General features: G+C 61.6%; 15 protein-coding genes and 4 tRNA genes. 2 read left to right on the plus strand and 17 right to left on the minus strand.

Going from position 1 to position 13,976, the window contains the following annotated elements:
- Positions 1-16: 16 nt before the first annotated feature.
- Entirely contained in the window at positions 17-946 is a 930-nt protein-coding gene (locus SR858_RS16765) for a ParB/RepB/Spo0J family partition protein (RefSeq protein ID WP_322533672.1), read from the minus strand.
- A gap of 425 nt (positions 947-1,371) precedes the next feature.
- Between SR858_RS16765 and SR858_RS16770 the strand changes: the two genes are divergently transcribed.
- Positions 1,372-1,776 carry a hypothetical protein gene (locus SR858_RS16770; RefSeq protein WP_322533673.1) on the plus strand — a complete coding sequence of 135 codons (405 nt, stop codon included), beginning with the start codon at positions 1,372-1,374 and terminating at the stop codon, positions 1,774-1,776.
- Positions 1,777-1,778: 2 nt separating this feature from the next.
- Positions 1,779-2,111 (plus strand): helix-turn-helix domain-containing protein, encoded by a 333-nt coding sequence (locus SR858_RS16775; protein WP_019920152.1) that lies wholly within the window; start codon positions 1,779-1,781, stop codon positions 2,109-2,111.
- A gap of 4 nt (positions 2,112-2,115) precedes the next feature.
- On the opposite strand, the gene SR858_RS16780 is transcribed toward SR858_RS16775, so the two are convergent.
- The 16 genes from SR858_RS16780 to SR858_RS16855 all read right to left on the minus strand — a co-directional run bounded on the left by SR858_RS16780 (position 2,116) and on the right by SR858_RS16855 (position 13,930).
- Positions 2,116-3,222 carry a site-specific integrase gene (locus tag SR858_RS16780; protein WP_019920153.1) on the minus strand — a complete coding sequence of 369 codons (1,107 nt, stop codon included), beginning with the start codon at positions 3,220-3,222 and terminating at the stop codon, positions 2,116-2,118.
- 131 nt (positions 3,223-3,353) lie between these two features.
- Positions 3,354-3,427, minus strand: a tRNA-Cys gene (locus SR858_RS16785).
- Between the two features lie 53 nt (positions 3,428-3,480).
- Positions 3,481-3,556: transfer RNA gene (locus tag SR858_RS16790), tRNA-Gly, on the minus strand.
- A gap of 57 nt (positions 3,557-3,613) precedes the next feature.
- Positions 3,614-3,689: transfer RNA gene (locus SR858_RS16795), tRNA-Gly, on the minus strand.
- 75 nt (positions 3,690-3,764) lie between these two features.
- Positions 3,765-3,840, minus strand: a tRNA-Gly gene (locus tag SR858_RS16800).
- 103 nt (positions 3,841-3,943) lie between these two features.
- Entirely contained in the window at positions 3,944-4,525 is a 582-nt protein-coding gene (gene pgsA, locus SR858_RS16805) for a CDP-diacylglycerol--glycerol-3-phosphate 3-phosphatidyltransferase (RefSeq protein WP_019920154.1), read from the minus strand.
- A 109-nt stretch (positions 4,526-4,634) separates the two neighbouring features.
- Entirely contained in the window at positions 4,635-6,482 is a 1,848-nt protein-coding gene (uvrC, locus tag SR858_RS16810; RefSeq protein WP_026636968.1) for an excinuclease ABC subunit UvrC, read from the minus strand.
- A gap of 28 nt (positions 6,483-6,510) precedes the next feature.
- Positions 6,511-6,912, minus strand: coding sequence for a holo-ACP synthase (gene acpS / locus SR858_RS16815; RefSeq protein ID WP_019920156.1), 402 nt, complete (start codon positions 6,910-6,912; stop codon positions 6,511-6,513).
- Complete coding sequence (pdxJ, locus tag SR858_RS16820; RefSeq protein ID WP_019920157.1) at positions 6,909-7,667, minus strand: pyridoxine 5'-phosphate synthase; 759 nt, start codon at positions 7,665-7,667, stop codon at positions 6,909-6,911. The genes acpS and pdxJ overlap by 4 nt, the downstream gene beginning before the upstream one ends.
- A gap of 80 nt (positions 7,668-7,747) precedes the next feature.
- Positions 7,748-8,608: a DNA repair protein RecO gene (recO, locus tag SR858_RS16825; RefSeq protein WP_019920158.1), complete on the minus strand. Its 861-nt coding sequence runs from the start codon at positions 8,606-8,608 to the stop codon at positions 7,748-7,750.
- Positions 8,609-8,612: 4 nt separating this feature from the next.
- On the minus strand, positions 8,613-9,515 hold the full coding sequence (gene era / locus SR858_RS16830; RefSeq protein WP_019920159.1) for a GTPase Era: 903 nt from the start codon (positions 9,513-9,515) through the stop codon (positions 8,613-8,615).
- A 19-nt stretch (positions 9,516-9,534) separates the two neighbouring features.
- Positions 9,535-10,335, minus strand: a complete 801-nt coding sequence (gene rnc, locus SR858_RS16835) for a ribonuclease III (RefSeq protein WP_026636969.1) — start codon at positions 10,333-10,335, stop codon at positions 9,535-9,537.
- An 18-nt stretch (positions 10,336-10,353) separates the two neighbouring features.
- Positions 10,354-10,722 (minus strand): DUF4845 domain-containing protein, encoded by a 369-nt coding sequence (locus SR858_RS16840; protein ID WP_040377288.1) that lies wholly within the window; start codon positions 10,720-10,722, stop codon positions 10,354-10,356.
- A gap of 36 nt (positions 10,723-10,758) precedes the next feature.
- Entirely contained in the window at positions 10,759-11,688 is a 930-nt protein-coding gene (gene lepB / locus SR858_RS16845; RefSeq protein ID WP_019920162.1) for a signal peptidase I, read from the minus strand.
- Entirely contained in the window at positions 11,685-13,478 is a 1,794-nt protein-coding gene (gene lepA / locus SR858_RS16850) for a translation elongation factor 4 (protein WP_026636970.1), read from the minus strand. The genes lepB and lepA overlap by 4 nt, the downstream gene beginning before the upstream one ends.
- Positions 13,479-13,681: 203 nt before the next feature.
- Complete coding sequence (locus tag SR858_RS16855; RefSeq protein WP_019920164.1) at positions 13,682-13,930, minus strand: glutaredoxin family protein; 249 nt, start codon at positions 13,928-13,930, stop codon at positions 13,682-13,684.
- Between the last annotated feature and the right edge of the window lie 46 nt (positions 13,931-13,976).

Below are 13,976 nucleotides of genomic sequence, written 5' to 3' on the forward strand. Positions count from 1 at the left end.
TGTACAGACGCCGCCATCAGCTCTCAAGCGGAGATGCCCAACCTGATACCCGCAGCGCCGCCAGAGGTGCCTCAGCGACGCCGCCATCCGCGTAGCGCACCCATACCACCGCAGGTCCGGATGGTCGTCGCCGCAGCAGCGGCGTACAAGCTCTGCCCTCGTGCTCGAACATGAGCACGCCATGGAAAGCGGATACGACTATCCTCGCTGATACGCCTGCTTCCGCGACTGGTACGGCATTGGCGATAGCGGCGTCAACGATGGCATCGTGGACGGGCTCCTGGCACAGGAATTCGCGCAGCAGGCGCACCGTGCCGCGCGTAACCTCCTGGCCCGGTTCCGCTAACCATCCGCCCACGGTCTCAGGCTCCACCTTGTAGACCGACACAAGTTCGTTGATCAACGTCACGTCACGCACGCGCCCTGTGTTGAACGCCTCGGCAATTGGCTCCGGTAGGTCGAGCAGCGCTGCGTGCTGCGTGATGTAGGCGGCAGACTTGCTGATCCGCTGTGCGATGTCCTTCCTGCGCAGTCGACGCGCCAGCTCGCGGCCGATGTAGTCGGCGATCTCGCGCGCGGTCAGGTCATTGCGGTGCAGGTTTTCGATGACCTGGTCGGCTTCGTTGTAGTCATCATCGACAAAGGCGGGAATGGTTTGCATCCCGGCCAGGCGCGCCGCGCGATAGCGGCGCGCGCCATGATTGATGATGTAGCGGCCAGGCTGCCGGGGGTGGCGGCGCACGGACACCGGCGTCTTGATGCCGCGCCGCCGGATCGATTCCGCCAGCTCGCGCAGGCTGCCCGCAGCAAAACCCGGACTGTCCGCTGCCCTTGGCTGCAGCGGATCCTCGTCGATCAGCTCAAGCGGCAGTTGCAGGGGATGGCCGCTCCCCGAAAGGGTCACGCCGCTCGCCATCTTCTTAGCAGCAGGCAAGCTGACCACCACGGTGTGCCACCACGGTCACCATCCTGAAGGACATCGCGCTCACCTCCATCCATGCTTTGGCGCGCATTGCAGCACGCATGGCAGGCCATGCAGAGGGCGCCGTTTGCACCCTCTGCAGGCAGCTTGCCTGGCGCAGGCGCGGAATGACGGCGAAGGGAACATAACGGAGCATGGGGCATCCTGCTGGTGGATCACGGGGCAATGTTGCCTGACGCCACCAAGACTCAATTGATATCCATCAATGCTGATCGCCACCCCGGTGAATTTAGCCGGTGAAGTTCGGCCCGCGCAGCAGCGTGCGAGCGGTTTGATGCATTCGATATTTCCGTCGCCTTTCGCTTGGCCGCGTACGCCAGCCCTCGCATACTGGTGTCGTCATTTCGACATACTGATCGCGCGGCAGTTCCGCGCCACGCCAGGAGGCTATGATGAGCGAACGTATGCTGCATTTCATGGGACCATCGCGCTGGGACGAAGTCGGCGCCATCGTGGGGGACAGGGTCGCGCTGCTCGAGCTGCGCGCAGCCGTCGACACCGCGCTGAGAACCGGTGCAGGCGGCACCTACAGTTTCCAGTCGGACGGCGAACCCTACGCCCTGGTGGTGGCCCTCGAGCACGACATGCACCCGGTGCACACGGCGTATGCGGCCGAGAAGCCGAGAGGCCGCTCCCTGCGCGAGACGGTCCCGATGCGCACCGTGGCACACTTCAACGACGGCTATCGCAAGGCGCTGGAATTTCGCGACCATCTTTTCCGGGGCGATGTCATCGTGCCGGCGCTGTCGGTGGAGGCCATGAGCGACAACGCGCAATCGTCACACGGTGCTTGACCATGGAAGCCCAGGACACTTTCAACGCCCTGGGTGCGGCCACCCTGCTCCATGCGGACGTGGAGACGGTGCTGGCGCTCGCCCGCAAGGGCGAGTTGCCGGGCACGAAGATTGGCAAGTCCTGGGTTTTCCTGCGTACCGACATCCTCGATTTTCTGCGCGAGCGCGTCAGGCACGACACCGCGCTGCGTCTGCAGGCACAACGCGCAGCCTCGCTGCCCGCGCCTGCCGCCCTGCTGGTGCCACGGCCTGCATCGCGCAAGCGGCGCGAACTTCCCGTGCTGCCATCGCTGCCGGAGCCATCTCCCCTTTCCGCGCCCACCGGCACCAGGTAATCCTCTACCAGAGATGGCTGGCCAGATCGCTGCCGCGCAGGCTCGCATACCGCTTGAGCTGGCGCAGGTCGCGGTGGCCGGTAATGCGCGCAATGAGCACGTCGGTCAGCTTGGTCTTTTCGTAGAGCCGGCACGTCGCTTCGTGGCGCAGATCGTGGAAGTGCAGCGTTGGCGCGCCGGCCGCTTCGAACACCAGTGCGAACACGCGCGACAGGTCGCGGGTGACGATATCGAGTTCCTTCACCGCCCGCGCGCCACTCCAGTAGGGGAACAGCCGTCCGCTGCGCTCCTTGATGGCGGCGCGGTCGTTCGTCATGTGGTCTGCCAGCGCTCTGATGGCCGTGGAGGATAGCGGTACCTGGCGCCGGTCGCCGTTCTTGCTGCGGTCGAGGTAGATGGTGCGCTGCTCGAGGTTTATTTGTGTCAGGTCGAGCGTGTAGCACTCGCGCATGCGCATGGCCGTCTCCAGCGCCAGGATAAAAAAAGTCAGCTCCACCGGCCGGTCGGCCAGCACTTCGCGGATCCGCGCCTCCTCCTCGATACCGAGCCGGCGGTCGCGCTCTTCGGCGAACTTTGGCCCCCTGCCTTGTCGGGCGAGGAAAGCGACATCGTCGGGCGTGTAGGTGGAAAAACCGCGCTTGAGCAACCGCAGCGGGTTTTGCACCATGATCTCGGGGTGCCTGCGGACCATCCAGTCGAAACACCGCGCCAGCGCGCCTTGGCGGTGCCGGATCGTCGACGGCGACAAGTTCGCGTCGCGCTTCATGCTGCGTATCCAGCTTTCGGCCCAGTCATAGTTCAGGTAGCCGGTCGCCACCGTGGCAAGCTGGGGCTGGATCGTGTCGAGCAGCTTGACCTCGGAGAGCGCCAGCGCGTTGTGCCGCTGGTACTCGACGATGCACCGCGTGACTGTCCAGGTTTCCTGCTTTGGCGTCGGGCGCTCGAGCAGCGTGGAAGGAACGATGCCCTGCTTTAACAACGCCTCGAGCTGCTGGCCATAAGACTCCGCCTCTGCCTTTGAATCGAAGGTCGCCCACAAAGGCTTGGGCAGCATACGGTTACGAATGCAGAGCTGGTAGGTACCGGACGGTGTTTTTTTGACGTAGGCCATACGTCAATCATACGGTCACCGCTCAAACGTGCGAAGACCAGATGGCCGCTGCGACGAGAGGTGCACCGCTTTTTTTGAGAGGTGACAAACCATGCTCAGTTTGTTTAAATGACGCTAAGTACTTGATTTTATGGAGGCGAGGATCGGAGTCGAACCGACCTAGACGGCTTTGCAGGCCGCTGCATAACCGCTTTGCTACCTCGCCGGAGGAAGACTTGATACGAGAACACAGCCGGTTATGTGCTGTGCTCCGAATTCTGGAGCGGGAGAAGAGTCTCGAACTCTCGACCTCAACCTTGGCAAGGTTGCGCTCTACCAACTGAGCTACTCCCGCGTAGGAGGTGATACTTTTTACTGCACTTCACAACAGCCAATCAGCTTCCGAGGAAACTGGAGCGGGAGAAGAGTCTCGAACTCTCGACCTCAACCTTGGCAAGGTTGCGCTCTACCAACTGAGCTACTCCCGCATTTGGAGTCAAACATTTTAACAGCTCGCTATCGTTATTACCAGTACTACCTGTAACAACCACCAGCTTTGCAACTGGAGCGGGAGAAGAGTCTCGAACTCTCGACCTCAACCTTGGCAAGGTTGCGCTCTACCAACTGAGCTACTCCCGCGTCGCTGTCATCAACAACAGGCCAGCATTATAGAGGATCTGGACGGGCTGTCAATGGCAAAAACCTTGTTGAACAAAAAAGATTGAAAACGGTTTAGCTCCTTTTACAAGTGGCCGCCCTTTTCCTTGATCATCGGCCACGCCAGGCGCATATAGTAGAACATCGACCACACCGTCAGCACCGCCGCCACTTCGAGGAAGCGCGCGCCCCAGAACTGGGTGTCGATGGCGCCGAACAATACGTCGTGGTACAGCAGCAGCGGGATGGCGGCCATTTGCGCAGTGGTCTTGATCTTGCCGATAGAGCTGACCGCAACCGATTTCGAGGCGCCGATCTGCGCCATCCATTCGCGCAGCGCCGAGATGGCGATTTCGCGGCCGATGATCACGAACGCGATCACGGCGTTGGCGCGGTCCAGTTGCACCAGTACGATCAAGGCGCCAGCGACCATCAGCTTATCCGCGACCGGGTCGAGGAAGGCGCCGAAGGCCGAGGTCTGGTTCCAGCGGCGGGCCAGGAAGCCGTCGAACCAGTCGGTGACGGCCGCGATGATGAACACCAGCGTGGCGGCCAGATTCTGATCGGCCACCGGCAGCACCGACGTTGGCAGATAGTAGACGCCCACCACCAGCGGAATGAGCGCGACGCGCAACCAGGTCAACAGAATCGGGATATTAAATGGCATGACGAAGGGGCATAAACTTGCTGAATAAGTACGACCATGGGAATTGTGGAAATGCGCCGCTAGTCTACCTTGCCAACGTGTATTAAACCAGCACGTTTGCCCCGGACGGTTAATGTAGCTGTTTGTAAATTTCCTCAGCCAATGCGCTGGAAATGCCCTCGACCTGTTTCAAGTCTTCCACGCTGGCATTGACCACGCCGCGCAGTCCGCCGAAGCGCGCCAGCAAACGCTGGCGGCGCTTGGCGCCGATGCCTTCGATTTCTTCCAGGCGCGACGTCTGCCGCGTCTTGGCCCGCTTGGCGCGCATGCCGGTGATGGCGAAGCGGTGCGCCTCGTCGCGGATTTGCGCGACCAGCATCAGCGCCGCCGATTCCTTGCCCAGTTCCTGCGCCGGGCGGCCATCGACAAACATCAAGGTCTCCAGGCCCACGCGGCGCCCCTCCCCCTTGGCCACCCCGACGATCAGGCTGATGTCGAGGCCCAGTTCGGAAAATACCTGGCGCGCCATTTCGATCTGGCCCTTGCCGCCGTCGATCAGCACCACGTCGGGCATCACGCCGTCGCCGTTGGCCACTTTTTCGTAGCGGCGGAACAGTACCTGGCGCATCGCCGCGTAATCGTCACCGGGCGTGATGTCATTGATGTTGTAGCGGCGGTATTCGCCGTTCTGCATCTGGTGATGATGGAACACCACGCACGACGCCTGCGTGGCTTCGCCCATGGTGTGACTGATGTCGAAGCATTCCACGCGCAACGTGTCGATGTCCTCCGGTTCCAGCGACAGCGCATCGACCAGCGCGCGCGTGCGCGACTGCTGCGAGCCTTGTTCCGACAGCAGGCGCGCCAGCGATATCTGCGCGCCTTTCTGCGCCAGCTCCAACCACTTGCGGCGCTGGTCCTGCGGCTGGAAGATCAGGTTGATGCGGTGGCCGCACTGCTCCTGCAAGGCCTGGATCAACGCCGGGTGGTCGAACTCGATATTGAGGATCAGGATGCCGGGGATGAACTTGTCGGCGTAATGCTGCGCCAGGAACGCGGCCAGCACTTCCACTTCGATCGGTTCTTCGGCAATCGCCTCGGCGTCGCTGACGTGCGTGGGAAAATAGGCGCGGTCACCGAGGTGGCGGCCGCCGCGCACCATCGCCAGGTTGACGCAGGCGCGCCCGCCCTGCACCAGCACAGCGATGATGTCGACGTCGGCGTCGCCCACGGTCTCCATGCTCTGCTGGTGCAGCACGCGCGAGAGCGACTGGATCTGGTTGCGCACGGCGGCGGCCTGCTCGAACTTGAGATCAGACGCATACGCATGCATCTTCGCCTCGAGATCGGCCAGCACTTCGCTCTGGCGGCCACGCAAAAAGCGCGCGGCGTTATCAACATCCAGTTTGTAGTCTTCCTTGCTGATCAGGTCCACGCATGGCCCGCTGCACCGGCCGATCTGGTTGAGCAGGCACGGGCGCGTGCGGTTGGCGTACACGCTGTCCTCGCAGGTGCGGATCTGGAAGACCTTCTGCAGGATCTGCATCGATTCCTTGACCGCCCACGAGCTGGGGAACGGCCCGAAATACTGGTTCTTCCGATCCACCGCGCCACGGTAATACACCATGCGCGGCGCATCGCCGCCGGTGATCTTCAGGTACGGGTACGACTTATCGTCGCGGAACAGGATGTTGAAGCGCGGACTCAGCGCCTTGATCAGGTTGTTCTCGAGGATCAGCGCCTCGGCCTCGCTGTGCGTGACCGTGGTTTCCAGGCGCGCGATGCGCTCGACCATCATGGCGATGCGCGGGCTGGCCAGGTTTTTCTGAAAGTAGCTCGACACGCGTTTTTTGAGGTCGCGCGCCTTGCCGACGTAAAGGACCTTGTCCTCGGCGTCGAAGTAGCGGTACACACCCGGCAGATTCGGCAGCTTGGCGACGGTGGCCAGCACTTGCTCGCGCGGGTCGGGGGTTGGCACCGGGGGTACGTTGTTGGGGACTACCTGGTCAGTCAATTTTCGCCTGCTCCACGATCACGAATGCCACTGCATATTCCGCCTCGTCACTCACCGTCACCTGCGTGGTAAGCCGATGCTTGTCCATGAATTCCTTGAGCACGCCGCTGCACACGATCATCGGCTTGCCGCTGGGGGCATTGAGCATCTGCGCCGCCGGCCACGTCATCGGCATGCGGATGCCGAGGCCGATCGCCTTGGCAAACGCTTCCTTGGCGGCGAACCGGGTAGCGACGAAGCGGATGCCGCGCACCGGATTCTTGGCCTTGCGCGCCAAATATTTTTCCATCTCCTGCGGTCCCAGGATCTTTTGCGCGAAGCGGTCGCCGTGGCGCTCCAGGGCCGCTTCGATGCGCGGGATCTTGCAGATGTCGGTGCCGATCCCGTAGATCATTTTCGGCCCAGGCGGGTGGACACCATGATCGCCTTCATCTCGCGCACCGCGTTTTCCCAGCCGACGAATACCGAGTGGGCAACGATGGCGTGGCCGATGTTCAGTTCCGCGATGTCGGGGATGGCGGCAATCGCCTGCACGTTGGTGTAATGCAGGCCATGGCCGGCATTGACTTTCAAACCCTTCGAGGCGCCATACAGCACGCCGCGCCGCACGCGCTCCAGTTCGGCTTCCTGCTCGGCGCCTTCGGTATCGGCGTAGCGGCCCGTATGCAGCTCGATGACGGGCGCGCCGACAGCGATGGTGGCATCCATTTGTGCTTCATCGGCGTCGATGAACAGGCTCACGCGGATGCCCTCGGCCTGCAGTTGCCTGACTGCCGCCTGCACCGCGTTGAAATTGCCGGCCACATCGAGGCCGCCTTCGGTGGTCACTTCGGTGCGTTTTTCGGGCACCAGGCATACGTCGGCCGGGCGGATTTTGCAGGCGAAGTCGATCATCTCCTGCGTGACGGCCGCTTCCAGGTTCATGCGCGTGAGCAGCTGCGGCGCCAGGGCGATGACGTCGGCGTCCTTGATGTGGCGGCGGTCTTCGCGCAGGTGCAGGGTGATGCAGTCGGCGCCAGCCTGCTCGGCCAGCAGCGCGGCGCGGATCGGGTCCGGGTACCTGGTGCCGCGCGCGTTGCGCAAAGTGGCCACGTGGTCGATATTGACGCCGAGGTCGATGATGGTGCCGGAAGGGTGCAGGAAGCTCATTCGTTCTATACCGTTTATAGAGTAATCAAGGTTCTTTTGGAAACCTCGAAAAACCGCGCAGTGGGTTTTTCGAGGTTTCCTTATAATTGTGACAGATCGACGAGAATCTGCCGGGTATTCAATGGCGCGCCGTTCAGGTGGTGCGCCACCAGGAAGCGCATCAGCTGCTTGCTCTGCGACTGCGTGGCGGCGTCCTGGTAATCTTCGCGCTCCATGTCGAGTAAGGTTTTGCCTGCCACCCGCGGCCACGGGTCCGCCGCGCGCTCGGGGCGCGGTCCGCGCTCGGGGTCCACCACGTACGTCACGTCGGCCTGCACCGGGGCGCGCGTACTGGTGCAGCGCCCCAGGTCCGCCGCCACCCCTGTCTCCTTAAGTAAGGCCCGTTCGAATTTTCGCAAGACGATGGTGGCAGGTTCGTTGTGGGCGAGCTGGTTGAGGGTGGAGACATAATGGTCGAACAGCGCCGGGTGAGCGTCGTCGCGGGCCAGCAGCTTGACCAGCAGTTCGTTCAGATAAAAGCCGCACAGCAGCGCGGTCTTTTCCAGCGGCAGCATGCCACCGACCCATTCGGCGTCGGTCAGGGTACGCAGCTCGGACTTGCCCACCCAGCTCGACGACAGCGGCTGGAAGGTTTGCAGCACGCCGCGCAACTGCGAGTGCGGCCGCTTGGCGCCCTTGGCGATCAGCGCCACGCGGCCGAAGTCGCGCGTAAACAGGTCGATGATCAGGCTGGTTTCTTTGTAGGGATAGCTGTGCAGCACGAAGGCCGGTTGGCCGGCGACCTTGGTGCCGATGGTGCGTTCGCGTGCGGTAGCGCGCGGACGTTTGGGAGGCGTTTCCGCGACGGGCGCGAGCACCACCCCGCCCTGCGCGTCAGGCGCGGCCTGCTGCGGTGACGCTGGCGCGATCTCTGGCGCGGCGTCGGGCGTGGCGGGCGGCATGGATTTATTCGTAGCCGTAGGCGCGCAAACCCGCTTCGTTATCGGCCCAGCCCGATTTGACCTTGACCCAGATTTCCAGGTACACGGGGCCGCCGAACAGTTTTTCCATGTCCAGGCGGGCCTGGGTGGAGACTTCCTTCAGGCGCGCGCCCTTGTTACCGATGATCATCGATTTGTGCGTATCGCGCTCGACCAGGATGGCGGCAAACACGCGACGCAGGTCGCCTTCCTGCTCGAACTGCTCGATCAGCACGGTGCTGGTGTACGGCAGTTCGTCGCCGACAAAGCGGAACAGCTTTTCGCGCACGATCTCGGACGCCAGGAATTTCTCGCTGCGGTCGGTGATGTCGTCCGGTCCGAAGATCGGTGCGTTCTCGGGCAGGAAGCGCTTGATCTCGTTTTGCAGCCCTTCGAGCTGGAAGCGCAGCTTGGCCGACACCGGCACAATCGCGGCGAAATCGAACTTGGCAGCCACCTGCTGCGCGAACGGCAGCAGCACGGCCTTGTCTTTGACGCGATCCGATTTGTTGATGACCAATACCACCGGCACCTCTTTCGGCAACAAGTCGATCACTTGCTGGTCGGCCGGGCCAAACGTGCCCGCCTCGATCACGTACAGGATCAGGTCCGACGAAATCAGGGTGTTGGTCACCGTCTTGTTCAGCGTTTTATTGAGCGCATTCGAGTGGCGGGTTTGAAAACCCGGGGTATCGACATAGATGAACTGGGCATCATCGTACGTCATGATGCCGGTGATGCGGTGGCGCGTGGTTTGCGCCTTGCGCGAGGTGATGCTGACCTTGGCGCCGATCAGCGTGTTCATCAGGGTCGATTTGCCCACGTTGGGGCGGCCGACAATGGCGATGTAACCACAACGGAAGTTGGCGGGGGTCGTTTCGGTAGTCATGATCGTTTCTTTTAAGTCGTTACTTGTTGGCTGCCTTGGCCGATGGTGCAGATTCTGCGTCGTCATCGGTTTGCACGGTGGCGATGCCGGCCAGCTTGAGCTGGGCGGCACGCGGCTTGGCCTTGCGCACTGCGGCCGGGGTCTTCAACAGCGCTTGCTGCGCCGCTTCCAGTGCCAGCTTGGCGGCGGCCTGTTCGCCGGCGCGGCGGCTGCCGCCACGGCCGAACAGCTGGATGCCCAGCTTGGGAATCTGGCACTCGATCTCGAATTCCTGGCTGTGGGCGGCGCCGTGGGTGGCCACCACATTGTACAGCGGCAGCGAAATCTTCCGGCTTTGCAGGAATTCCTGCAGCAGGGTCTTGGCGTCCTTGCCCAGGGTTTGCGGGTCCACCGTGTCGAGGATCGGGATGTAGAAGGCGCGGATCGCCTCGGCAGCCGGGTTGAAACCGCCATCGAGGAAAATTGCGCCAAGGATCGCTTCGAGCGTATCGGCCAGGATCGACGGCCGGCGGAAGCCGCCCGACTTCAGCTCGCCCTCGCCCAAGCGCAGGAACTGCGACAGTTCGAGCTTCTGGGCGATTTCAAACAGCGACTGCTGCTTGACCAGGTTGGCGCGCAAGCGCGACAGGTCGCCTTCGTCGATGGTGGTGTAGCGCTCGTACAGGATGGTGGCAACGACGCAGTTGAGCACGGAGTCGCCAAGGAACTCGAGGCGTTCGTTATGCAAGCTGCTATGGCTACGGTGGGTCAAGGCCTGCTGCAGCAGGCCGGCATCCTGGAACGTATAGCCTAGACGGGTTTGCAATAACTGAAGATTCATTGGTTCGTTTTCTGGTTTTTAATGAGGTTTGCCGGCTGCGGCGGTAGTGCCCTGGTATTCCAGGAGCAGGCTGGCCGGTCCGACCAGCGGGATTTTCTTTTCGTAGGCGAAGCTGACCTCGACGCTGTCACCCTCGCGCTCGATAGTCAGGTCGCTGCCGGAAATGGCGGTGATGTAAGCGACGGTCGCGTTGGCATCGAAGGCCTTGCGGATCTCGGGCACCGAATTGCCACCGGCGGCCTTGGCCGTCACGATGGCATTCTTCACTGCCCGATATTCCGTGTACGTGGGCAAGATCTTGAGGGCCAGCACGGCCACCACGCCCAGCACGGCCAGGACCAGGATCAACCCGGTCAGGGAAACGCCGTTTTGCCGATGTGTTCGCATTTCAGCTCTCCCTGTGCGGCCCTCGGGCCGGTGAATTTACTTGATGCTGCCGATACGCTTCAGGTTGCTCAGGTTCATCCAGACAAAGAATGCTTTGCCGACGATATTCTTGTCCGGGACAAAGCCCCAGTAGCGGCTGTCGGTACTGTTGTCGCGGTTGTCGCCCATCATGAAGTAATGACCGGCCGGCACCACGCACGTGAAGCTGTCGTAGGTGTACGTGCACGACTCTTGCCGCATCGGGAAGTCCATCACTTGCGGCAGACTCAGCGTAGGCGCGTTCTCGAAGTTGAGAATGCGGTGGCTGACGCCGGACAGCGCTTCCTGGTACTGCTTGTTATAGCTGAGCTGCTTTTGCTCATCGCCACCGAGGTAGTCCGGCAACGCGGTGTACTGCACCGCCACGCCGTTCACGGTCAGCTTCTTGTTCTCGTACGTGATCTTATCACCAGGCACGCCAATCACGCGCTTGATGTAATCCTGGGTCATGTCCAGCGGATATTTGAACACCATCACGTCACCGCGCTGCGGATCGTTGATCTGGAAAACTTTTTTGTTCAGCACCGGCAGGCGGATACCGTAGGTGAACTTGTTCACCAGGATCAGGTCGCCAATTTCCAGGGTCGGCACCATCGACGACGACGGGATCTTGAACGGCTCGTACAGGAACGAACGCAACACGAACACCAGGGCGATCACCGGGAAGAAACTGCCCGAGTATTCCACCCAGGTTGGCTGGCGCAGGATGCTCGCTTCCAGCGCGGCGCGGTTGACGTTGTTGTCGGCCTGGTAGCCGTCGGCGGTGAGCTTGGCGGCGCGCGCATCGTACTCGGCCAGCGCGCGGTTGGCGGCAGCGCGGCGCTGCTTGGCCAATACGAACACATCGAGACACCAGATCACGCCGGTGATCACCATCAACACGAACAGGATCAGCGCGAAGTTACCCAAAATCACTTGCATGGTCATTTATCATCCACTTGTAAGATTGCCAGGAACGCTTCTTGTGGAATCTCGACCGAGCCCACCTGCTTCATGCGTTTCTTACCGGCTTTCTGCTTCTCCAGCAGTTTCTTTTTACGGCTGATGTCGCCGCCGTAGCACTTGGCCAGCACGTTCTTGCGCAATGCCTTGACGTTTTCACGCGAAATCACGTTGACGCCAATGGCGGCCTGGATCGCCACGTCGAACATCTGGCGCGGAATCAGTTCGCGCATCTTGGCAGCCACTTGGCGGCCGCGATAGGCGCTGTTCGAGCGGTGAACGATAATCGCCAGCGCATCGACCTTCTCGCTGTTGATCAGCATATCGACCTTGACCACGTCGGAGGCACGGTACTCCTTGAACTCGTAGTCCATCGACGCGTAACCACGCGAGGTCGATTTCAGCTTGTCGAAGAAGTCGAGCACGATTTCGCCCATCGGCATCTCGTACACCAGCTTGACCTGGCGACCGTGGTAGCTCATGTCCATCTGCACACCGCGCTTGCCGATGCACAGCGTGATCACCGATCCGACATACTCTTGCGGCATGTACAGGTTGACGGTAACGATCGGTTCGCGGATTTCGTTGATCTTGGTCGGCTCGGGCATGCGCGATGGATTGTCCACCTTGACGATGCTGTTGTCGCGCATTACCACCTCGTACACCACGGTCGGTGCGGTGGTGATCAGGTCCATGTCGAACTCGCGCTCGAGGCGCTCCTGGACGATTTCCATGTGCAGCAGACCGAGGAAGCCGCAGCGGAAGCCGAAGCCCAGCGCCTGCGATACTTCCGGCTCGTACATCAGTGCGGCATCGTTGAGTTTCAGCTTTTCCAGCGAGTCGCGCAGCGCGTCGTACTGGTTCGCTTCCACCGGGAACAGGCCGGCAAACACTTGCGGCTGCACTTCCTTGAAGCCTGGCAGCGGCGCCGGCGCCGGACGGTTGGCCAGGGTAACCGTATCGCCCACCTTGGCAACCTTCAGTTCCTTGATGCCGGCGATGATGAAGCCCACCTGGCCGGCCGACAGTTGCGGCAGCGACAGCGAACGCGGCGCGAAAATGCCCACGTCTTCCACCAGCTGCACCGAGTCGGTGGCCATCAGCTTGATCTTGTCTTTCGGTTTCAGGGTGCCGTTCATCACGCGCACCAGCATCACCACGCCCACGTAGGCGTCGTACCACGAGTCCACGATCAGCGCCTGCAGTGGCGCGTCCGGGTCGCCTTTCGGTGGCGGCACCTTGGCGATGATCGATTCGATCACGTCTTCCACGCCCAGGCCGGTCTTGGCCGAGCAATGGACGGCGTCGCCCGCTTCGATACCGATCACGTCTTCGATCTCGGCGATTGCGGTCGGCGGATCGGCGTTCGGCAAGTCGATTTTATTGAGGACGGGCACCACTTCCACGCCCAGGTCGAGCGCGGTGTAGCAGTTGGCAACCGTTTGCGCTTCCACGCCTTGCGACGCATCGACCACCAGCAGCGCGCCCTCGCACGCCGACAGTGAACGCGACACTTCGTACGAGAAGTCGACGTGGCCGGGCGTATCGATCAGGTTCAGGTTGTAGATGATGCCATCGCGCGCCTTGTATTTCAGGGCCGCAGTCTGGGCCTTGATGGTAATGCCGCGTTCGCGTTCCAGGTCCATCGAATCGAGCACCTGCGCCTCCATCTCGCGGTCGGACAGGCCGCCGCAAAGCTGGATGATGCGGTCGGCCAGGGTCGATTTACCGTGGTCGATGTGGGCGATGATGGAGAAATTGCGTATGTTGTTCATTAACAAATAATCAAAAAACAGGTCGAAACGACGGGTGCGCGCATCGCTAAAACACGGCGCGCAATACAAAAAGCGCTCAAAGCTGGGCATGATTGCCCTGGCGAGCGCCTTGGACTGCCAAACGTGATACCCGGCATTTTACCGGATTTCAGAGTGGAAAGCCCGACTTATACAAAGCACAGCCTTTTTGCCATGAATTTTGACTATTTCACCAGCAATGCGCGGATTTTGGCTTCGTCGAGGTGGTAATGGCACAGCTCGGGATCAGCCAGATCGGCAAACAGCACCGGCACCAGTTCGTCGTACCGGGCCAGCAGTGCAGGATCGCCGGCCTGGTCGATGTCGATCACGTCCACCGTAAAAATGACGCCCGGCGGCTGCAGGCGCAGCAGCGCGTCGTGCATGTCCTGGCACAGGTGGCAGTAGCTGCGGGAGTAGAGAGTGAAATGCATGGAAGTCTGGCAGGCTGCCACCGCCCGCGTATGCGGACGGTGGCAA

The organism is Duganella zoogloeoides (genome assembly GCF_034479515.1).
Lineage (GTDB): Bacteria > Pseudomonadota > Gammaproteobacteria > Burkholderiales > Burkholderiaceae_D > Rugamonas > Rugamonas zoogloeoides.